This is a genomic window from Pseudomonas sp. GM18 (assembly GCF_000282195.1).
In the GTDB taxonomy this organism is placed as follows: Bacteria; Pseudomonadota; Gammaproteobacteria; order Pseudomonadales; family Pseudomonadaceae; genus Aquipseudomonas.
This window is the reverse complement of the sequence record NZ_AKJT01000040.1, coordinates 105,740-127,356: the sequence shown is the minus strand read 5'-3', so window position 1 is coordinate 127,356 and position 21,617 is coordinate 105,740. Positions and strand designations below refer to the sequence as shown.

At 60.6% G+C, this 21,617-nt stretch carries 19 protein-coding genes; 11 read left to right on the top strand and 8 right to left on the bottom strand.

The window, feature by feature from the left end; translation table 11 throughout:
- The first annotated feature begins 97 nt into the window (after positions 1-97).
- On the top strand, positions 98-1,048 hold the full coding sequence (locus tag PMI21_RS15750; RefSeq protein ID WP_007937779.1) for a DUF1853 family protein: 951 nt from the start codon (positions 98-100) through the stop codon (positions 1,046-1,048).
- A gap of 47 nt (positions 1,049-1,095) precedes the next feature.
- On the opposite strand, the gene PMI21_RS15755 is transcribed toward PMI21_RS15750, so the two are convergent.
- Positions 1,096-2,379 (bottom strand): arsenic transporter, encoded by a 1,284-nt coding sequence (locus PMI21_RS15755; protein ID WP_007937777.1) that lies wholly within the window; start codon positions 2,377-2,379, stop codon positions 1,096-1,098.
- Between the two features lie 269 nt (positions 2,380-2,648).
- A complete protein-coding gene (locus PMI21_RS15760) occupies positions 2,649-3,209 on the bottom strand; it encodes an NADPH-dependent FMN reductase (protein ID WP_007937776.1) in 561 nt (186 codons plus the stop codon).
- A gap of 184 nt (positions 3,210-3,393) precedes the next feature.
- On the opposite strand from PMI21_RS15760, the gene PMI21_RS15765 reads away from it, so the two are divergent.
- On the top strand, positions 3,394-3,630 hold the full coding sequence (locus PMI21_RS15765) for a hypothetical protein (protein WP_007937775.1): 237 nt from the start codon (positions 3,394-3,396) through the stop codon (positions 3,628-3,630).
- 88 nt (positions 3,631-3,718) lie between these two features.
- Positions 3,719-4,612, top strand: a complete 894-nt coding sequence (locus tag PMI21_RS15770; RefSeq protein ID WP_007937774.1) for a LysR substrate-binding domain-containing protein — start codon at positions 3,719-3,721, stop codon at positions 4,610-4,612.
- On the opposite strand, the gene PMI21_RS15775 is transcribed toward PMI21_RS15770, so the two are convergent.
- The 5 genes from PMI21_RS15775 to PMI21_RS15795 form a co-directional block, all read right to left on the bottom strand.
- A complete protein-coding gene (locus PMI21_RS15775; protein WP_007937773.1) occupies positions 4,578-5,192 on the bottom strand; it encodes a GNAT family N-acetyltransferase in 615 nt (204 codons plus the stop codon). The genes PMI21_RS15770 and PMI21_RS15775 overlap by 35 nt on opposite strands.
- A 14-nt stretch (positions 5,193-5,206) precedes the next feature.
- Entirely contained in the window at positions 5,207-7,462 is a 2,256-nt protein-coding gene (locus PMI21_RS15780; RefSeq protein ID WP_007937772.1) for an Orn/Lys/Arg decarboxylase N-terminal domain-containing protein, read from the bottom strand.
- A 130-nt stretch (positions 7,463-7,592) separates the two neighbouring features.
- Positions 7,593-8,351, bottom strand: a complete 759-nt coding sequence (gene dnaQ / locus PMI21_RS15785; RefSeq protein WP_007937771.1) for a DNA polymerase III subunit epsilon — start codon at positions 8,349-8,351, stop codon at positions 7,593-7,595.
- A 114-nt stretch (positions 8,352-8,465) separates the two neighbouring features.
- Positions 8,466-8,918, bottom strand: a complete 453-nt coding sequence (rnhA, locus tag PMI21_RS15790) for a ribonuclease HI (protein ID WP_003180633.1) — start codon at positions 8,916-8,918, stop codon at positions 8,466-8,468.
- Between the two features lie 92 nt (positions 8,919-9,010).
- The gene (locus tag PMI21_RS15795; RefSeq protein ID WP_007937770.1) at positions 9,011-9,769 is read right to left on the bottom strand and encodes a methyltransferase domain-containing protein; all 759 of its coding nucleotides are present in this window, start codon (positions 9,767-9,769) and stop codon (positions 9,011-9,013) included.
- Between the two features lie 65 nt (positions 9,770-9,834).
- Between PMI21_RS15795 and gloB the strand changes: the two genes are divergently transcribed.
- The 8 genes from gloB to fabI all read left to right on the top strand — a co-directional run bounded on the left by gloB (position 9,835) and on the right by fabI (position 20,666).
- Positions 9,835-10,602 carry a hydroxyacylglutathione hydrolase gene (gene gloB / locus PMI21_RS15800; RefSeq protein ID WP_007937768.1) on the top strand — a complete coding sequence of 256 codons (768 nt, stop codon included), beginning with the start codon at positions 9,835-9,837 and terminating at the stop codon, positions 10,600-10,602.
- Positions 10,603-10,701: 99 nt separating this feature from the next.
- On the top strand, positions 10,702-12,156 hold the full coding sequence (locus PMI21_RS15805) for a transglycosylase SLT domain-containing protein (protein ID WP_007937766.1): 1,455 nt from the start codon (positions 10,702-10,704) through the stop codon (positions 12,154-12,156).
- Between the two features lie 335 nt (positions 12,157-12,491).
- A complete protein-coding gene (locus PMI21_RS15810; RefSeq protein WP_443200764.1) occupies positions 12,492-14,300 on the top strand; it encodes an extracellular solute-binding protein in 1,809 nt (602 codons plus the stop codon).
- The gene (locus PMI21_RS15815) at positions 14,297-16,138 is read left to right on the top strand and encodes an extracellular solute-binding protein (RefSeq protein ID WP_007937764.1); all 1,842 of its coding nucleotides are present in this window, start codon (positions 14,297-14,299) and stop codon (positions 16,136-16,138) included. The genes PMI21_RS15810 and PMI21_RS15815 overlap by 4 nt, the downstream gene beginning before the upstream one ends.
- A gap of 4 nt (positions 16,139-16,142) precedes the next feature.
- Entirely contained in the window at positions 16,143-17,216 is a 1,074-nt protein-coding gene (locus tag PMI21_RS15820; protein ID WP_007937763.1) for a microcin C ABC transporter permease YejB, read from the top strand.
- A gap of 1 nt (position 17,217) precedes the next feature.
- Positions 17,218-18,237, top strand: coding sequence for an ABC transporter permease (locus PMI21_RS15825; RefSeq protein ID WP_007937762.1), 1,020 nt, complete (start codon positions 17,218-17,220; stop codon positions 18,235-18,237).
- 1 nt (position 18,238) lies between these two features.
- Positions 18,239-19,849 (top strand): ABC transporter ATP-binding protein, encoded by a 1,611-nt coding sequence (locus tag PMI21_RS15830; protein WP_007937761.1) that lies wholly within the window; start codon positions 18,239-18,241, stop codon positions 19,847-19,849.
- Between the two features lie 22 nt (positions 19,850-19,871).
- Positions 19,872-20,666, top strand: a complete 795-nt coding sequence (fabI, locus tag PMI21_RS15835) for an enoyl-ACP reductase FabI (RefSeq protein WP_007937760.1) — start codon at positions 19,872-19,874, stop codon at positions 20,664-20,666.
- 66 nt (positions 20,667-20,732) lie between these two features.
- Here the strand turns inward: fabI and PMI21_RS15840 are convergent, their stop codons facing one another.
- Positions 20,733-21,587: a LysR family transcriptional regulator gene (locus PMI21_RS15840; RefSeq protein ID WP_007937759.1), complete on the bottom strand. Its 855-nt coding sequence runs from the start codon at positions 21,585-21,587 to the stop codon at positions 20,733-20,735.
- Positions 21,588-21,617 lie beyond the last annotated feature (30 nt).

The window sequence follows — 21,617 nt, the reverse complement described above, 5'->3', positions numbered from 1 at the left end:
TGCGACGGCGAAAAACACGATTATGGGCGAAAGCGCGGCGTAGACAAAACCCTTTCAGCCACAACGGTGTGCTCGCGTTTCGGGCTATGCTCGCAAGATGATCCTATTTCCAGACTTGCTCCAGTTACCTCACCAGTTGCGCCACCCTGAAGTGCGCGACCTGGCCTGGGTCATCCTCGCGCCGCCGATGCTCAGCGCCACCCCATGGCCGCAGCGTCATCCCCTGGCCGGCAGCGATTGGGTGCAGGCGCCGGAGCGCCTGGAACACTGGCTCAGGCAGCTGGACCGCGACAGTTACGATTTGCTGCACTGGCTGGCCCAGGCCAGGACCCGGCGCCTGGGCTTGTACTACGAACGGCTGTGGCAGTACGCCGTGCGGAACGCGCCGGGGATCGAGTTGATTGCTGCCAACATGCCGATCCGCCGCGAAGGCCACACCTTGGGCGAGCTGGACATGCTGTTGCGCGATCGCGATGGCGTGCATCATCTCGAACTGGCGATCAAGCTCTATCTCGGCCCACAGAACGGTGACGGCCATGACACCGCGCAGTGGCTCGGACCGGGTTGTCATGATCGACTGGACCGCAAACTGGAACACCTGAGCCGGCATCAATTACCGATTTCCGCGCGGGCGGAAAGTCGCGAGGTGCTGGCGTCGCTGGATATCCAGCAGTTCAGCGCGCACCTGTGGCTGGGCGGTTATCTACTCTATCCGTGGCCGGGGCAGGCCGAACCACCGCGCGGCGCACACCCTCAGCATTTGCGCGGTAGCTGGCTGCACCAGAAGGACTGGGCGGATTTTGTCGTGCAGCGTCCATTCGGTCGCTGGCAACCCCTGCCCCGCCATGCCTGGCTGGCACCGGCGCACTACCCCAAGGAGCAGACCTGGGACGCTGAACAACTGGATGTGTGGCTGAGCGATCTGGACCCGCTGGCACCGGCGCAATTGATGGTGCGGCTGACAGAGAATGCCAAAGGGGATTGGGAAGAGGCCGAGCGACTGTTTCTGGTGTCCGATCTTTGGCCGAATGTGCCGGGTACTGGTTGAGTTTTGTAGTGCCTGGGCGGGTCTGCTCGCGATAGGACCAACCCGGTCTAGATGGACAACCGCAACGCCAAGGCCGCCAACGTCACCAACAACACCGGCACCGTCAGCACAACCCCGACCTTGAAGTAGTACCCCCAGCCAATCCGGATATTCTTGCGCTGCAACACATGCAGCCACAGCAAGGTCGCCAGACTGCCGATCGGGGTGATTTTCGGCCCCAGGTCGCTGCCGATGACGTTGGCGTAGATCATCGCTTCTTTCGCCACGCCGGTCGCCTGACTGGCATCGATCGAGAGCAAGCCGATCAGCACGGTTGGCAGATTGTTCATCACCGACGACAGCAACGCCGTCAGCACCCCGGTGCCCATGGCCGCGCCCCACACGCCGTAACCGGCGAAGCCATCCAGCCAACCGGCCAGATACCCGGTGAGCCCGGCGTTGCGCAGGCCATACACCACGAGGTACATGCCCAGGGAAAAAATCACGATCTGCCACGGCGCTTCTTTCATCACCTTGCGCGTGGAAATCTTGTGGCCACGGGCGGCAATGGCCAGCAGCAATGCAGCGCACACCGCGGAAATCGCGCTGATCGGAATGCCCAACGGCTCAAGGGCAAAACAGCCCAGCAGCAGAATCACCAGCACGACCCAACCGGCATAAAACGTCGCGGTGTCGTGAATTGCGGTGGCCGGGTCTGCCAATTGCTCGGGATCGTAATCACGGGGAATGTCGCGACGGAAGAACACCATCAACATCGCCAGGGTCGCCGCCACGCTTACCAGATTGACCGGGATCATCACCGCGGCGTAGCGGTTGAAACTGATCTTGAAGAAGTCTGCGGAAACGATGTTCACCAGGTTTGACACCACCAGCGGCAGGCTCGCGGTGTCGGCGATGAAACCGGCGCCCATGACGAACGCGAGGGTTGCCGCCGGGGAGAAACGCAACGCCAACAGCATGGAAATCACGATCGGCGTGAGAATCAGTGCTGCGCCGTCATTGGCGAACAACGCCGACACCAGTGCGCCGAGCAGCACCATATAAGCAAAGAGCTTGCGCCCGTTGCCCCGCCCCCAACGGGCCACATGCAACGCGGCCCAGGCAAAGAACCCCGCCTCATCCAGCAGCAAGCTGATAATGATCAGCGCAACAAAGGTTCCGGTGGCATTCCAGATAATCTGCCACACCAGCGGAATATCGCTCAGGTGCACCACCCCGGACAGCATCGCCAGTACCGCGCCGAATACCGCACTCCAGCCGACGCCCAGGCCTTTGGGTTGCCAGATCACCAGGGTGATGGTCAGCAAAAAAATCAGCGATGCGATGAGCATATAAACCCGGTTCCAGCCCGACGAAAAACGAAGCGCGGAATAGTAGGGAGGTTTGAATAGACCGTAAAGTGAAGGCTGGATGAAATGCCTGATGTAGCAGCTGCCGAGCCTGCGAGGCTGCGTTCGGTGTGGGCCGCATTCGGACGAAGCCGTCGTGAAATCGGGCGATGCGGTGTTTCAGTTGAACCGCATGTACAGGGTTTACGACGGCTTCGCCGCCGGACGCAGCCTCGCAGGCTCGGCAGCTGCTACAAGCTACAAGGAAGTGGTCATGGCTTTTTATGCTGCTCGACCCACTGCGCATACGCATTGATGAATTTCTGCAAGAACGGCTTGAGCGACTCCGACAACTTGCCCGCCTCGTCGAACGCTGAACCGGCACCGCCCAGATAAGCTTCCGGCTGTTGCATGCACGGCACATTGAGAAACACCATGGACTGGCGCACATTGTGGTTGGCGCCAAATCCGCCGACCGCACCCGGTGAAGCGCTGATCACCGCACCCGGCTTGCCGTCCCAGACACTATTGCCATAGGGGCGCGAACCGACGTCGATCGCGTTCTTCAACGGCGCAGGCACCGAACGGTTGTATTCCGGGGTCACGAACAGCACCGCGTCGGATGAACGCACTTGTTGTCGGAAAGTGCTGTAGGCTGCCGGCGGTGAATCGCCATCGATGTCTTCGTTGTAGAGCGGCAAATCGCCGATTTCGACGATAGTCAGCTTCAGATTGGCAGGCGCCAGCTCGGCCAGCGCCAGCGCGACCTTGCGGTTGATCGATGCTTTTCTCAGGCTGCCGACCAGAACGGCGATCTCGTAGACGTTGCTCATGGAAGATTCTCGACTGTTCGATGGAAAGAGCTTCTAGTTATAGATGATCAAATGACGATTCAACCAGCGGGCGACGGAAAATCGCCGCCCCTGACTATTTTTTTCCTGTAGGAAAACTTACCTCGCCCAACCACGGTCTACAGAACCGCAAATTGAGTGATTTATCTCCAGAGGTTCTAAGCAGATGGCAGCAGTACTCGTCGGTCAGTTCCATGCAAGAGACGCGGAAGGCCGTGTTTATTCCGTGCATGAGTTCCAGGAATCCACCCTGTCGCACGACGGCCTCGCCGGCTCTGCGCCTGTCACCACCTATAAACTGGCCATTGGCGACCGGGTCAACAAACTCGACGACAATGAGTTTGTGCTGGTGCAAACCGGTGTCACCCTCATCCGCGAACCTGAAACGAACGTCGCTTCATAACCCGCTGTTATGAGCAGAAGTCATATGCGCGCACTTGAGTTAGGATTCAGTCACTGACTCCCTCACCTGCTGAACATGGACTTCACGCATGCGTTTACGTCATATCGAAGTGATCCAGGCGCTCCTGCAGACCGGTCACCTGGGCACCGCCGCCGAATGGTTGCAGTTGCCCGTGACCGAGGTTGAACGCACGCTGCGCGATGCCGAGGATCAGTTGGGTTTCATGCTGTTTGCCAGCGTGCGTGGCCGTCTGCAAGCCACACGCGAGGCGCGGGAGTTGCAGGTCGAGATCGCCCGTGTCTACGAAGCGCTTGAGCCGGTCCAGCGACTGGCCAGCAGCCTCAAGCAATATCTGGCCCCGCCCCTGCGAATCATCTGCACCCCGCCGTTGGCGCAGCAGCTGTTGCCGCAGAGCATCGCGGCGCTGCGCCGACGCTTCCCCGATGCACCTTGCACCCTCCTGAGCCAACCGACCCGCGAGATTGTCAGAAGCCTGCTGCTGCGTGAAAGCGATCTGGGCCTGAGCCTGCACGACCCGGAGCACGCCGATATCGATTGCCAGGTCATCGCCCAAGGCAAGCTCCAGCTATTGGCGCCCCATGGCTGGCTGCAACCGAAACAAAAATACATCTCGCTGCAAGACCTGGCCGGCCAGTCGATGGTAGGCCTGGAAGGTCACGACCCGCTCAGCCCGGCGCTGGACAACAAGCTGCATGCGCTACGCCCTGCCCCGGTCATCCAGACCCGGGTGCAGACGCATCAGATGATGCGCAGCATGGTCGAGGCCGGCGAAGGCCTGGCGATTGTCGATCCGTTTACCGCCCTCGGCGCCAAATCGGCCGGGCTCGATGCCTGCCCGCTGGCGCCTGCGGTACCGATCAGCGTCTATGCCTTGCGCCTGAAAAACGCCGAACCCTCTCCGGCGGTTCAGACGTTGCTGGACATCATCACGGAACAAGCCGTGGCGATGCTGGCGAGCTGATCGGTTTTTCCAGCGGGTTATCGAACAATCGATACCAGAACAATGCGACTTCGGCGGTGTTCGGGTCGATCCCGCGATAACGCAGATGATCGATCCCGCCAACCACGTAGCCACAACGTTCATACAGCCGGCAGGCACCCAGATTATTGTTCTGGGTTTCCAGCATGATGCCCGGCAGCTTTTTCTTGCGACTCCAGAACTGCGCTACGTCCAGCAACGCCTTGGCCACGCCATGGCGACGCGCCGGCGCATGCACCGCCAATTCATCGATATGGGCGAAACCGTTCCAGTTGGTGCTGACCACCAGGTGCCCCACCGGCTCGTCATCCAGATAGGCCATGAAAATCGCACTGTCGGCGGCATCGCGAAAACTGCTGAACTCTTCGGGATCGATGCCGTAGCACTTGCGATACGGGGTGATTGGCGTCACCGGCCACTGCGCCACCGGTTTGCCGATTTCTGCTGCGCCATAGGCGGCGACTTCAAAACTGAAATCACTGCCCCAGATATATGCCGCAAAACCCTCATCGGCGACACGCACCGAGAGGCCTGGGTATTTGGGATTCATGACGGGCTGCATACTCGCAAAGGTCCTCATTCCTTGATGCAATCGACGGTGTAGTGCCGTCCATTGCCCTCGTCTTCGTGTTGCAAGCCATGCACATCGGCGACAAACCCGGGGAAGCTGCTGTCGAACGCCCGGGCAAACTTCAGGTAATCGATGATCGAGCGGGTCGACTCGGTGAAACGCTCGCCAGGCATGATCAACGGGATCCCCGGCGGGTATGGCACCAGCATCACTGCCGCGATCCGCCCGTCCAGAGCATCGATCGAAACGGCCTCCACTTCCCCGCGTACCAATTGATCATAGGCGTGCGCCGGCTTCATCGCGACTTCCGGCAGCACCGTGTACATGCGCTTGAGGTGTTTGGCCGTGGCGTTGCTGCGATAACAGGCGTGCAATTGATCGCACAGATCGCGCAAACCCATGCCTTGATAACGGGCAATGTTCTGTTGCGCCACGCACGGCAGGCAAGTGGCCAGGCTGACGTTGGCATCGTAACTGCGCTTGAACTCCAGCAACTCGGTGAGCAGCGTGCTCCATTTGCCCTTGGTAATGCCCATCGAGAACAGCACCAGAAACGAATACAGCCCGGTCTTTTCCACGACCAGCCCGCGCTCCCAGAGGAACTTGCTGACCACCGCCGCCGGAATCCCGCGCGCACTCAGCGCGCCGCCCGCCGTCAGCCCCGGCATCACCAGCGTGACCTTGATCGGGTCGAGCAGCACGTAGTCGTCGGTCACGCCACCAAAGCCGTGCCAGTCGGCGTCGGGTTGCAGCAGCCAGTCTTCGCTGACCACCTGCTCGATCGCTTGTGCCGAGGGCGGCTGCCAGATGGAAAACCACCAGTCATCGGCGGCGATATGCTGGCGCAGATTGGCCAGCGCCCGGCGAAAGCTCAGGGCCTCATCGAACATTTCCTGCAGCAGCGAACGACCGGCCGGCCCTTCCATCATTGCCGAGGCCACGTCCAGCGAGGCGATGATGCTGTACTGCGGCGAGGTCGAGATATGCATCATGAACGCTTCGTTGAAACGGTCGCGATCCAGCTGCCGCGCACCGCCGTCCTGCACATGAATCATCGATGCCTGACTGAACGCCGCCAGCAGTTTGTGCGTGGAATGGGTGGTGAACACCAAGGGGCTGTCTTCGCTGCGGGAGGTGCCCATGCCGTAACGGCCGGCGAAGAACTCGTGGAATGCCGCGTAGGCGAACCAGGCTTCGTCGAAATGCAGCACCTCGACGCTGTTGCCCAGGCTCTGTTTGATCAGCTCGGCGTTGTAACAGAGGCCGTCGTAAGTCGAGTTGGTCACCACCGCCAACTTGACCTTGGGCTCACGGCCCTGGGTCAGCGGGCTGGCGTCGATCTTGGCCTGGATCGATTCGCGGCTGAATTCACTCAACGGAATCGGGCCGATGATCCCCAGCTCATTGCGCTCCGGGCACAGGTACAACGGAATCGCGCCGGTCATGATGATCGCGTGCAACACCGACTTGTGGCAGTTGCGATCCACCAGCACCAGATCATCGCGGGCCACCATGGAATGCCAGACGATCTTGTTGGCGGTCGAGGTGCCATTGATCACGAAAAAGGTGTGATCGGCGCCGAAGTTGCGGGCCGCTCGCGCTTCCGCCTCGGCCAAGGGGCCGGTGTGATCGAGCAGCGAACCGAGTTCCGGCACCGACACCGACAAATCCGAACGCAGGGTGTTTTCCCCGAAAAACTGGTGAAACGCCTGCCCCACCGGGCTCTTGTGATACGCCACGCCGCCGCCATGTCCCGGCGTGTGCCAGGAATAATTGGAGTCAGCGGTGTGCTGCACCAGCGCCCTGAAGAACGGCGGTAACAGACCGTCCAGGTACTTGCGCGCCGCACGGGCAACCTGACGGGCGAGGAATGGCACGGTGTCTTCGAACAAATAGAGAATGCCGCGCAGCTGATTGAGCTCGGCCATGGCGTCGGCCGGGGCGTTTTCCAGGGTGACTTGCTCGCCCAGGGCGAAGATCGGCAGGTCCGGCGCCCGAACCCGTGCCAGGCGAATCAGCTCGGCCATGTTATGCAGAAGATGCGCGTGGGTGCTGGCGTCTTCGGCGGCAATCAACATGCAGGCAAGGCCGTGATGGGTCGAGGCGACCAGACGCCCCTCGGTGTAATCGACCGCCGAAACGATACTGAAACCTTCCTGCTCCAGCTCCCGGGCAATGCCACGCACACGATCACCGGCAACGGTGTCGGCCTTGATGTCGCGGTGGACGATCAGGACCGGGAATTTCAAATCTTTATACATGAGACTCGGCGTCCTGAGGCGGCAGACCATGGCCTGCCAATAACCTCAGGGTAGAGGGTTGAAGCGCATGTGGCGAGGGGGGATGCCCTGAAGTGGGGCATTGGGGCGTTCGGACGATCTTTTAAGACCTTCAGGCCTGAGCCTTGGCCTCGGCCAATTGCTGCCACAGCGACGGCGCGCCGGCGGATTTGGCGATGGCTTCGAGGCGCGCGACGTGTTGGGCCAGATCCTCTTCACTGGCACGGATGATCCGGGTCGGCTGACGATCGGCCGGCAGACGACGGATTTCCGTGGCGGAGTTGTCCGCGCCTTCGCCCGAACCGTTGCCATCGGACGCATTACCGGCCAGCGACAGGCTGGTCTGGCCGCCGGTCATGGTCAGGTAAACGTCAGCGAGAATCTCGGAGTCGAGCAAGGCGCCGTGCAGTTCACGGCCGGAGTTGTCGACACCATAGCGCTTGCACAAGGCGTCGAGGCTGTTGCGCTGCCCCGGGTGACGTTCCCGGGCCATTATCAGGGTGTCGAGGATCGTGCAGTGTTGCGTGATGTCCGCGCGATCGTGCTGGCCCATCAGGGCAAATTCGTTGTTGATGAAGCCAACGTCGAACGCCGCGTTATGGATGATCAGCTGTGCGCCCTTGATGAACTCGAAAAACTCATCGGCCACTTCAGTGAAACGCGGCTTGCCCACCAGAAATTCGTTAGTGATGCCGTGGACGCCGATGGCGCCTTCGTCACTCTCGCGATCCGGTTGCAGGTAAACGTGGAAATGCCGGCCGGTCAGGCGCCGACCGATCAACTCGACACAACCGATTTCGATAATCCGGTGGCCGTCGGTCACCGGCATGCCGGTGGTTTCGGTATCGAGTACAACGGATCTGGTGGCCATCAGTGCTCAGCTCTCAACGGGTCAATCGTGCAAAAGCGGCGATGTTAACACGCTCGTGGGATCGGGCGCGCCACCACGTGACCAGCGCCGATGATGACGGGGGATTGCGTGGTTTCAGGCCTGTTTGTACCCGCGCACTTCATCCACGCCACGGTTGGCCAGTTGGTCTGCCCGCTCGTTGCCATGATGGCCGATGTGCCCGCGCACCCATTTCCAGGTGACGTTGTGGCGGTTGACCTGCTCGTCGAGCAGTTTCCACAGGTCGGCGTTTTTCACTGGCTCCTTCGCTGCGGTTTTCCAGCCGCGCTTCTTCCAGTTGGCCATCCACTCGTTGATGCCTTTCATCACGTACTGGGAGTCGGTCACCAGCAGCACGTCGCAAGAACGCTTGAGCTCTTCCAGGCCACGGATCGCGCCCATCAACTCCATGCGGTTGTTGGTGGTGTTGGCTTCGCCGCCCCAGAGTTCTTTTTCAACGCCCTTGCACACCAGCAACGCGCCCCAGCCGCCTGGGCCAGGATTGCCCTTGCAGGCACCATCGGTGAAGAGTTCTACGCTATCGCTCATGCCAATCTATCCAGAAAATGCGCTGGCTCGCCGATCGGTGACCGACGATGCCCGAGGCCGGGGCATACCCGACCGGGAATATAAAAAGTGTATTACGGTTCGATGTGACGACGGTTGACCTTGGCCATCGGCAACGGAATCAGCTTGCCCATCGGTTCGCGCCGTACTTGGCGCACCGGCCGCAGCCCCACCACGATCTTGCGCGCGACTAATAAATAGAAGCCGCCACCCGACAATTGCCAGTCACCGGCCTTGCGCTCCCAACCGGCCAGACGAGCTTGCCAGGCAGGTGACGCAAGCGGCGGACGATAACACCCGAAGCGGCGTTTCTCCAGCGCGAAGCCCAGCAGGTTCAGCCAGTCGCTGACCCGCGACGGCGAAATGCAGCGGGCCTGGCGCAAGGCGTCATGGGCGAACACATGACGCAGGCCCCAACTGCTCCAGGGGTTGATCCCGATAATCAGCAGATGCCCGCCGGGGCGCACACTGCTCGCCGCTTCGCGCAGCAGGCCGTGGGGCGACAGGCAGAAATCCAGCCCATGCTGCAACACCACCACATCGGCGGCATGCTCGCTCAAGGGCCAGGCCTGCTCTTCGCAGACGATCTCCACCCCCGGCAACGGCGCACCGAGTCGCACATTGCGCTGCACCTGTGGCGCCGACGGTGGCGTCTGCGCCGAGGGGCCGTAATGCACCAGATAGCCGCCGAAGAAGCGCCCCAACTCGTCTTCGAGCATGCGTCGTTCTTCATCCAGCAAAAATTGCCCGATGGGGCCGGACAGCCAGTCACGGGCCGCGCTGATCAATGCCAGCCAGTCAGGATCAGCCTGAGCGAACGCTTTATCGGTCATTGCATTCTCCAACGCGCCAGGAAGCTCTAAGATGCGCCAATGTTTTCCGCTTGGCGAATCCGACGATGATACAGATCAGTGCCCTGCCCGCCTTCACCGACAACTACATCTGGTTGTTACAAGATCACAGCACCCAGCGCTGCGCCGTGGTCGATCCGGGCGATGCCGCGCCAGTACAGGCCTGGCTCGCGGCGCACCCGGGTTGGGTGTTAAGCGATATTCTGATCACTCATCACCATCATGACCATGTCGGTGGCGTCGAGCGGCTGAAAAAAGCGACAGACGCGACCGTCCATGGCCCGGCCAGCGAGACCATCCCGGCACGGGACGTGGCCCTCAAGGACAACGACCGTATCAACGTGCTGGGCTGGGACTTCGATGTCATCAAAGTACCGGGCCATACCCTCGGGCACATCGCCTATTACCACCGTGGTCATTTGTTCTGCGGCGACACCCTGTTTGCTGCCGGTTGCGGACGCTTGTTCGAAGGCACGCCCGAGCAAATGCATCACTCGCTGAGCCGTCTCGCGGCGCTTCCCGAAGACACGCTGGTCTACTGCACCCACGAGTACACCCTGAGCAATCTGAAGTTTGCCGTGGCGGTCGAACCGGGCAACTCCGATACCCTTGAACGCCTGGCCAAAGTGACCCGTCAACGGGAAGCCGGAATCATGACGCTGCCTTCGACCCTGGCGCTGGAAAAGCTCACCAATCCGTTTTTGCGTACTGGCGAAACATCCGTTAAAGAAAAAGTGGACGAACGGAATGGAACCGAAAACCGGGCGCCGAGTGCGGTCTTTGCTGCATTGCGGGCTTGGAAAGATACGTTCTAAGCAACCTGCGCGATGGTACAAAAATTCTGAATGGTTGACCGCAGGGGGTGTGCTTTCTAGAATCGCCCGACATTTTCGCCCGGAACTTACTTCCAGCCAATGTCGTCACCTATTCGTAAAGCCATCAATTCAGACGCATTGACCCGCTTGGCTCAAGCCATCGCGGTGGCTGTGTCCGCCACTTTGGCGGGCTGTTCAAGCCATGTGCCACAGACCGAAGCGACACACACACCGAATATCGCCGCGCGAGCCAAGCAAAAACCGATCTGGCTCAGCGAAAAACCAACACCGCAAGTTCCCCAGGACGTCTGGGAGCGCATGCGCCAGGGCTTCCAGTTGCAGGACAACCTGGGCGTCAACCCGCGCATCGAGCAACAGCGCCTGTGGTTCGCCAGTAACCCGTCCTTTCTCGAAAGCGCCGGCGAACGCGGCAGCCTCTACATTCACTACATCGTCGAACGCCTTGAAGAACGCAACATGCCGCTGGAACTGGCGCTGTTGCCGGTGATTGAAAGCGCCTACAACCCGATGGCCTATTCCCGGGCCGACGCGGTGGGTCTTTGGCAATTCATCCCCTCCACCGGGCGTTACTTCAACCTGCGTCAAACCCGTTTCTACGATGGCCGTCGCGATATCACCGCCTCGACCACCGCGGCCATGGATTACCTGACCCGCCTGCACGACATGTTCAACGGCGACTGGCTGCTGGCCCTGGCGGCCTATAACGCCGGTGAAGGCACGGTCAGCCGGGCCATCGAACGCAACGAACGACTGGGTCTGCCGACCGACTACTGGAACCTGCCGCTGCCAGCGGAAACCCAGGCCTATGTGCCGAAACTGCTGGCTCTGTCGCAAGTGGTGTTGGCGCCCGATGCCTATGGCGTGAACCTCAAGACGATCGCCAACGAACCGTACTTCCAGGTCGTCGAAATCAACCAGCGCATGGACCTGTCCAAGGTAGCCGCGGTGGCCAACATCGACGAAGACGAGCTGTTCCAGCTCAACCCGGCCTTCAAGCAACGCACCACCGTCGACGGCCCGCAGCATCTGCTGGTGCCGACGTCCAAGGCGCAACTGCTGACCGCCAGCCTGTCGACCATGCGTCCTGAGGAGCTGATCAGCCAGCGGCCGCTCAAGCCGGTGTTCGAAGGTGCCGACGACAGCGAAATCGCCAGCATCAAGCGCGCCTACCGGGTCAAACGCGGCGAAAATCTGGCCTCCATTGCCAAGGCCAACAAGGTCGAGGTCAAGGACCTGCAACGCTGGAACAAGCTGAACGGCAAAAACCTCAAGGTCGGCCAGACCCTGGTGATGCAGGACACCACCAAGCGCAGCGGCGGTCGCATCAACACTGTCGTGGCGGCGAATAGCAAAACCAGCAGCAAGGCAGACAAACAGAAGCCGCAGACCCAGTACAAGGTCCAGCAAGGCGACTCGTTGTATATGGTTGCCAAACGTTTCAATGTCGAAATGCAACACCTCAAGCGCTGGAACCCTCGAGTAGGCCAGGCGTTGAAGCCGGGTCAGATGCTGACGGTTTCTTCCCCGCATTAAACAGCACGCCCTGTCGAGGGGCTTTTGTGGCGAGGGAGCTTGCTGTGGCGAGGGGGCTTGCCCCCGTTGGGTCGCGAAGCGGCCCCGGCATTTTCTTCCGATCCACCGTATCGGCAGGATTTACGACTGCTGCGCAGCCGAACGGGGGCAAGCCCCCTCGCCACAGGCAAGCTCCCTCGCCACAGGTTCTGCGATCCGCCGGACCATCACCTCGCAATTAACAACGCATTAAGCCCCCGTCTTTTTCCTGTCGATACAAGCTGTTACTGTACGGCCCACAAAGCCCAAGCCGCCTGGATCGGATCTCTGACTTGAAGCGTCCCCTCCTCCTTCTCCTGATCAGCCTGGCCTTGAGCTCCTCCGCAAGCGCGACGATCAGCGAAAGCCATGGTTATGCGCAGTTCGGCACGCTCAAGTACCCGGCCAGATTTACCCACTTCGACTGGGTCAACCCGCAAGCGCCCAAGGGCGGTACGTTGCGGGTGATGGCGTTTGGCACCTTCGATACGCTCAACCCTTACACCTTCAAAGGTTCGAGCCCGGTTTCGACCGCCAACTTCCTGCAATACGGCATCAACGAACTCAACGAACCGCTGATGGTCGGCACCGGCCAGTACGCACCGTCCGGCGATGAGCCGACGTCCAGTTATGGCCTGATCGCCCAATCGGTGGAATACAGCGAGGACCGCAGCTGGGTGGTGTTCAACCTGCGCCCCGAAGCGCGCTTCCACGATGGCACGCCGATCACCGCTTACGATGTCGCGTTCTCCTATCGCCTGCTGCTCAAGGAAGGTCATCCGCAATACCGCACCAACCTGCAGGAAGTGTCGCGGGTCGACATCCTCAACCCGCAGCGCATTCGCTTCGTCTTCAAACGTTCCGGCAATCCGTTGCTGATCCTGCGCCTGGGCGAGTTGCCGGTGCTGCCCCAGCATTACTGGAAAGACCGCGACTTCAAGGCCACCACCTTCGAGCCGCCATTGGGCAGTGGGCCGTATCGCATCACTTCAGTAACCCCTGGGCGGCAGATCGTCTTCGAACGGGTCAAGGATTACTGGGGCAAGGACCTGCCGGTCAATCGCGGCAAGTACAACGTCGATCGCATGGAAGTCGAGTTCTACCGTGACAGCGACGTGGCCTTCGAAGCGTTCAAGGCCGGCGAGTTCGACATCTACATCGAGCATCAGGCGAAGAACTGGGACAATGGCTACGACTTCCCGGCCGTGCGCCGTGGCGAGGTGATCAAGGCGCAGATCCCGCACCAGATCCCGACCCAGAGCCAGGGCCTGTTCATGAACACTCGGCGGTCGACCTTCGCCGAGATCAAGGTCCGTGAAGCGCTGGGGCTGATGTTCGATTTCGAGTGGACCAACCGCACGCTATTCAGCGGCGCCTACACACGCGCCATGAGTTACTACCCCAACAGCGAGTTCTCCGCCACCGGACTGCCGGTCGGACACGAGTGGCTGTTGCTCAAGCCCTATCGCGATCAGTTGCCCGCCAAGCTGCTCACCGAACCGTTCAGCCTGCCGCAGACCGAAGGCCGCGGCATTCCACGGGAAACCATGCGCAAGGCCTTGGGCCTGCTCGCCGAGGCCGGCTGGAAGCTCAATGGCCAGCGGCTACAGAACGCCATCGGCCAACCGCTGCGCTTCGAGATCCTGCTGGTCAACCCGAATCTGGAACGGATCCTTCAGCCTTACGTCGAGAACCTCGCCAGCATCGGCATCGACGCACGGCTGCGCACAGTCGATCGCGCCCAGTACAAACAGCGCCTCGATCAATTCGATTTCGACATGATCCTGATGACCCTCAACCAGACCCTCAGCCCGGGCCTGGAGCAATGGCAGTACTTCCACTCCAGCCAGGTCGGGATCAAGGGAAGCAAGAACTACGCAGGCATCGCCGACCCGGTGGTCGACCATTTGCTCGAACAACTGCTCGCCGCCCAGACCCGGGATGAACAAGTCGCCGCCGGCAAGGCGCTCGACCGGGTGCTGCTGTGGCAGCACTACATCATTCCCAACTGGTACCTCAATTATCACCGTTTGGCCTACCGCAACCGGTTCGCCTTCGTCACTACGCCGCCCTACACCCTGGGCCTGAGCGCGTGGTGGCTGAAATCTTCGGAGAAAGATCAATGACTCCCTTACGCGCCCTGCTCTTGCAGGCCAGCGGTCTGTTGTTCGCCGGGCTGGCCTGCGCCGCCCCGCAACATGCCCTGACCCTGTACAACGAGCCGCCGAAATACCCGGCCGACTTCAAGCACTTCGATTACGTAAACCCCGATGCGCCCAAAGGCGGGATCTTCCGTCAGGCCGGCTTCGGTGGCTTCGACAGTCTCAACCCGTTCATCAGCAAAGGCGTGCCGGCCGATGACATCGGCATGATCTACGACACCCTGGCCAAACAGGGGCTGGATGAACCCTTCACTGAATATGGCCTGATCGCCGGCAAGATCGAGAAAGCCCCGGACAACAGTTGGGTGCGCTTCTATCTGCGCCCCGAAGCACGTTTCCACGACGGCCACCCGGTGCGCGCCGAAGACGTGGTGTTCAGTTTCCAGACCCTGATCAAGGATGGCGCCCCGCTTTATCGCGGCTATTACAGCGACGTGGAAGAAGCGATCGCCGAAAACCCGCTCACCGTACTGTTCAAGTTCAAGCACAACAACAACCGCGAACTGCCACTGATTCTTGGCCAACTGCCGGTATTGCCCAAGCATTGGTGGGCCAGCCGCGACTTTAACAAGGGCAACCTGGAACTGCCGCTGGGCAGCGGCCCGTACAAGGTCAGCGAAGTGAAGGCCGGGCGTTCGGTGCGCTATGAACGGGTCAAGGATTACTGGGGCAAGGACCTGCCGGTCAATCGCGGGTTCTACAACTTCGATGTGATGACCACAGACTATTACCGCGACAACACTGTTGCGCAGGAAGCGCTCAAGGCCGGTCAGTTCGACTACTGGCTGGAAATGTCCGCGAAAAACTGGGCCAAGGCCTACAACATTCCGGCGGTCACCGAAGGACGGCTGTTCAAGGAAGAGATCCCCAACGGCAACCCCACCGGCATGCAAGGCTTCGTGTTCAACCTGCGTCGTCCGGTGTTCCAGGATGTGCGTGTGCGCCAGGCGTTGACCCTGTTGCTGGACTTCGAGTGGACCAACAAGCAACTGTTCAACGGCGCCTACGTGCGTACCCGCAGTTACTTCGAAAACTCGGAAATGGCCGCCACCGGCCTGCCGGACGCCGATCAATTGGCGATCCTCGACCCGTTCCGCGGCAAGATTCCCGAGCAGGTGTTCAGCGAGGCGTTCCAGAACCCGCTGACCGACGCCAGCGGCATGATCCGCACCCAGCAACGCCAGGCCTATCAACTGCTGCAAGAGGCCGGCTGGCGGATCGTCGACGACAAAATGGTCGACGCCAACGGCAAACCGGTGACCATCGAGTTCCTGCTGGCCCAGACCGAGTTCGAGCGGGTCCTGCTGCCGTTCAAGCGCAACCTCAGCGACCTGGGCATCGACCTGGTGATCCGTCGGGTCGACGTTTCGCAATACATCAACCGCGTACGCTCCCGGGACTTCGACATGATCGTCGGCAGTTTCCCGCAATCCAACTCACCGGGTAACGAACAGCGTGAGTTCTGGATGACCGCCGCCGCCGACAAACCCGGCAGCCGCAACTCCATGGGCCTGAAAGACCCGGTGGTGGACCAACTGGTCGAGCAACTGATCAACGCCGATTCGCGCAAAAGCCTGGTGGCCCACGCCCGAGCGCTGGACCGGGTGCTGCAATGGGGCTATTACGTGATCCCCAACTGGCACATCAAGACCTGGCGCGTGGCGTACTGGAACCACATCGGTCACCCGAAGGTCTCGCCCAAATATGACATCGGCATCAACACCTGGTGGGTCAAGCCCGACGCGACACCTGCGATAGAAGTCGAAACCAAACTGCAAGCCGACCCTGCGGGCACGGAGTAATCAGATGCTGGCGTATATTTTTCGGCGACTGCTGCTGATCATTCCCACCCTGCTCGGCATTTTGCTGATCAACTTCGTGATCATCCAGGCCGCCCCCGGCGGGCCGGTGGAACAGATGATCGCCAAGCTCGAAGGCTTCGAAGGCGCCACCAGCCGCATTGCCGGTGGCGGAGCCGAAGTGTCGGTGGCCGGCTCGGCCTATCGTGGGGCGCAAGGCCTGGACCCGGCGCTGGTCAAGGAAATCGAGCACATGTACGGCTTCGACAAATCGGCGCCGGAACGCTTGTGGATCATGATCAAGAACTACGCCACCCTGGATTTCGGCGACAGCTTCTTCCGCGACGCCAAGGTCATCGACCTGATCAAGGAAAAGATGCCGGTGTCGATCTCCCTCGGGCTGTGGAGCACGCTGATCATGTACCTGGTGTCGATCCCGTTGGGGATCGCCAAGGCGACGCGACACGGCAGCCACTTCGATGTGTGGACCAGTTCGGCGATCATTGTCGGCTACGCGATCCCGGCGTTCCTGTTCGCCATCCTGCTGATTGTGGTGTTCGCCGGCGGCAGCTATTTCGACTGGTTCCCGCTACGGGGCCTGACCTCGAACAACTTCAATGAACTCAGCACCGGCGGCAAGATCCTCGATTACTTCTGGCACCTGGCCCTGCCGGTCACCGCCCTGGTGATCGGCCACTTCGCGACCATGACGCTGCTGACCAAAAACAGCTTCCTCGACGAAATCAACAAACAATACGTAGTTACCGCCAAAGCCAAGGGCCTGACCCGTCACCGCGTGCTCTACGGCCATGTGTTTCGCAACGCCATGCTGCTGGTGATCGCCGGTTTCCCTTCAGCGCTCATCGGCATCTTCTTCACCGGCTCATTGCTGGTGGAAGTGATCTTCTCCCTCGACGGCCTCGGCCTGATGAGTTTCGAAGCGGCGATCAACCGCGATTACCCGATCGTCTTCGGCACCCTGTTCATCTTCACGCTGCTGGGGCTGGTGCTGAAGCTGATCGGCGACCTCACGTACACCCTTGTCGATCCGCGCATCGACTTCGAAAGCCGGGAGCATTGAGATGAACCTGTCCCCTCTCAATCGCCGACGTTTCGAACTGTTCAAGGCCAACAAGCGTGGCTGGTGGTCGTTGTGGCTGTTTCTGATTCTGTTCGGCGCAAGCCTCGGCGCCGAGCTGATCGCCAACGACAAACCGCTGGTGGTGCATTACGACAACGCCTGGTATTTCCCGGCGCTCAAGCGCTATCCGGAAACCGCGTTCGGCGGCGAATTCCCGCTGGAAGCCAACTACAAGAGCCCGTACATCCGCGAACTGCTCAAGGCCAAGGACGCCTGGGTGGTATGGGCGCCGATCCCCTACAGCTACCAGAGCATCAACTACGACTTGAAAGTCCCGGCTCCCGCGCCGCCGTCCACCGACAACCTGCTGGGCACTGACGACCAGGGCCGCGATGTGCTGGCCCGGGTGATTTACGGCTTCCGGATTTCGGTGCTGTTCGCTTTGACGCTGACCATCCTCAGCTCGATCATCGGCGTGATCGCCGGCGCCTTGCAGGGCTTTTATGGCGGCTGGGTCGACCTGGCCGGGCAGCGTTTCCTGGAGATCTGGTCCGGGCTGCCGGTGCTGTACCTGCTGATCATCCTCGCCAGTTTCGTGCAGCCGAACTTCTGGTGGCTGCTGGGGATCATGCTGCTGTTTTCGTGGATGAGCCTGGTGGATGTGGTGCGCGCCGAGTTCCTGCGCGGGCGGAATCTGGAATACGTGCGCGCGGCCCGGGCGCTGGGCATGCAGAATGGTGCGATCATGTTCCGCCACATTTTGCCCAACGCCATGGTCTCGACCATGACCTTCATGCCGTTCATCCTGACCGGCGCCATCGGCACGCTGACCGCCCTCGACTTCCTGGGCTTCGGTCTGCCGCCGGGCGCGCCGTCCCTGGGTGAACTGGTAGCGCAGGGCAAATCCAACCTGCAAGCGCCGTGGCTCGGTATGAGTGCGTTTGCGGTGCTGGCGCTGATGTTGAGCCTGCTGGTGTTTATCGGCGAGTCCGCTCGCGATGCCTTCGACCCGAGGAAGTGAAATGAATCAGGACAATCTGATCGAAGTGCGCGACCTGGCCGTCGAATTTGTCGTTGGCGAGCGCGTTCAGCGGGTGGTCGAGGGCGTCAGCTTCGACATCAAGCGCGGCGAAACCCTGGCGCTGGTGGGTGAAAGCGGCTCCGGCAAATCGGTGACCGCCCACTCGATCCTGCGGCTGCTGCCCTACCCGTTGGCCCGGCATCCGTCCGGCACCATCACCTATTCCGAGCGGAACCTGTTGGAGCTGAAAGAGAAAACCATCCGCCACATCCGCGGCAACCGGATAGCGATGATCTTTCAAGAGCCGATGACCTCGCTCAATCCACTGCACTCGATCGAGAAGCAGATCAACGAAGTATTGGGCATCCACAAGGGCCTGACCGGCAAAGTCGCGACCAAGCGCACGCTGGAACTGCTGGAGATGGTCGGCATCCCGGAACCCGAGAAACGTCTCAAGGCCCTGCCCCACGAATTGTCCGGTGGCCAACGCCAGCGGGTGATGATCGCCATGGCCCTGGCCAACGAACCGGAACTGTTGATCGCCGACGAACCGACCACCGCGCTGGACGTGACTGTCCAGCTGAAAATCCTCGAATTGCTCAAGCAATTGCAGGCCCGCCTGGGCATGGCGTTGTTACTGATCAGTCACGATTTGAACCTTGTACGAAGAATTGCGCATCGCGTATGTGTCATGCAGCGCGGTTGCATCGTCGAACAGGCATCGTGCGAAGAATTGTTCCGCGCGCCGCAGCATCCGTACACCCGGGAACTGCTGGCAGCGGAGCCCAGCGGCAAGCCGGCGACCAATGTAATTGGCCCGCCATTGCTGCAGGTCGAGGACCTGAAAGTCTGGTTCCCGATCAAGAAAGGCTTTCTGAAAAAGACCGTCGACCACATCAAAGCGGTGGACGGCATCAATTTCAGCCTGCCCCAGGGCCAGACCCTGGGGATTGTGGGAGAAAGCGGTTCCGGCAAGTCGACGCTCGGTCTGGCGATTTTGCGGCTGATCGGTAGCAAAGGTGCGATCCGTTTTGAAGGCAAGCAGCTAGACTGCCTGACGCAGCAACAGGTTCGGCCGCTGCGGCGGGAAATGCAGGTGGTGTTCCAGGACCCCTTCGGCAGCCTGAGCCCACGGATGTGCGTGAGCCAGATCGTCGGCGAAGGCCTGCGGATCCACAAGATGGGCACCGAGGCCGAGCAGGAACAAGCGATTATTGCGGCACTCAAGGAGGTAGGTCTGGATCCGGAAACCCGGCACCGCTACCCCCATGAATTTTCCGGTGGGCAGCGGCAGAGAATCGCCATTGCCCGGGCTTTAGTGCTAAAACCGGCGTTGATTCTGCTGGACGAGCCGACTTCGGCCCTCGACCGCACCGTGCAACGCCAAGTGGTGGAGCTGCTACGTTCACTGCAAACCAAGTACAACCTGACGTATCTGTTTATCAGCCATGACCTGGCTGTCGTCAAAGCGCTGAGCCACCAGCTGATGGTGGTCAAGCATGGCCAAGTGGTCGAACAGGGAGACGCGCAAAGTATTTTTGCCGCCCCCCAACATCCGTATACACAGCAGTTGCTGGAAGCCGCTTTTCTGGCACCAGCCACTGCGCAATAAACCTGAAAGAGAGGAGCAACACATGGGTTTTCTCGCCGGTAAGCGCGTACTGATCGTCGGTGTCGCCAGCAAGCTGTCCATCGCATCCGGCATCGCTGCCGCCATGCATCGCGAGGGCGCTGAGCTTGCCTTCACTTATCAGAACGACAAACTCAAGGGTCGTGTCGAAGAGTTCGCACAAGGCTGGGGTTCGAGCCCTGAGCTGTGCTTCCCGTGCGACGTGGCCAGCGATGCCGAAATCGCCAAGGTCTTCGAAGAGTTGAGCAAGAAGTGGGACGGCCTGGACTGCATCGTGCACTCCGTCGGCTTCGCCCCGGGCGACCAACTGGACGGCGACTTCACCGAAGCCACCACCCGTGAAGGTTTCCGCATCGCTCACGACATCAGCGCCTACAGCTTCGTGGCCCTGGCCAAGGCTGGTCGCGAAATGATGAAAGGCCGCAATGGCAGCCTGCTGACCCTGTCGTACCTGGGCGCCGAGCGCACCATGCCTAACTACAACGTAATGGGCATGGCCAAGGCTTCCCTGGAAGCTGGCGTGCGTTACCTGGCCGGCTCCCTGGGCCCGGACGGTACCCGCGTGAACTGCGTATCGGCTGGCCCGATCCGCACCCTCGCCGCTTCCGGCATCAAGAACTTCCGCAAAATGCTGGCCGCCAACGAAGCGCAAACTCCGCTGCGTCGTAACGTCACCATCGAAGAAGTCGGCAACGCCGGCGCCTTCCTGTGCTCGGACCTGGCGTCCGGCATCAGCGGCGAAATCATGTACGTAGACGGCGGTTTCAACACCACCGCCATGGGCAACATCGAAGAGTGATCTTCGGTTAGCCGTTAAAAAACCCGCCTCTTCAGGCGGGTTTTTTTATGGCTTCAAAAAAGATCTTCAAACCAGACACCGGGCAAACAACTGCTGGATCGGCTGTGTACGCTGGCTATAACGCTGCAACAGCACGATCTCCCGGTAGAACGTCAGCTCTCCCAGCGGGATGATCCGGACCTTCGCCCCATGCTCAAGCCACAGCCCCGCCTCGGGCAATAGCGAAACACCCAGCCCGCATTCCACCATTTTGACAATGGCCTCCAGCTCATCCAGCTCCAGAGCCACCTGCACGTCAATCTGCTGCTCGCGCAAAAACCGCGTCACCAATCGCCCACCAAATGAATTGCGGTCGTAGCGTACGTGGGGGTGGTTGGCGAGTAACTGCAGCGGGTCGTCCCCTTCAAGGTCTGCCGGCACGATCAGCACAAACGGCTCCCGGCGAATGACTTGCACCGATAATTCCTTGGGTAATTCAAACGGCGGCTTGATCAGAATCGCCAGGTCCACTTCGCCAGTGTCCACCTGGCTCAGCAGGTTCAGGGATACCCCCGGTACCAGTTTCGCCTCCAGCAATGGCGCCTGTTGCCTGAGTCGCACCAGGGCCCGAGGCAACAACCCGGTCTGGACGGTGGCCACCGCGCCAATCTTCAATTCGCCACGAAACTCGCTGATGTCATCACTGACGGCCATGCGACTGAAGATCTCGAGCATTTCCTGAGCCATCGGCAACGCTCGCTGCCCCGCCGCATTGAGGAGCGCCTGACGCCCGGTGCGATCGAACAGACGGATGCCCAACGCCTGCTCCAGATTGCGGATCTGCGCGCTGACCGCCGACTGAGTCAGGCCGATGTGCATGCCTGCCGCAGCGAACGTGCCATGGCGCGTCACGGCAATGAAGGTTTTCAGTTCCCGCAGCATACGGCTCCCCAATTGATCGAAATAATTTGA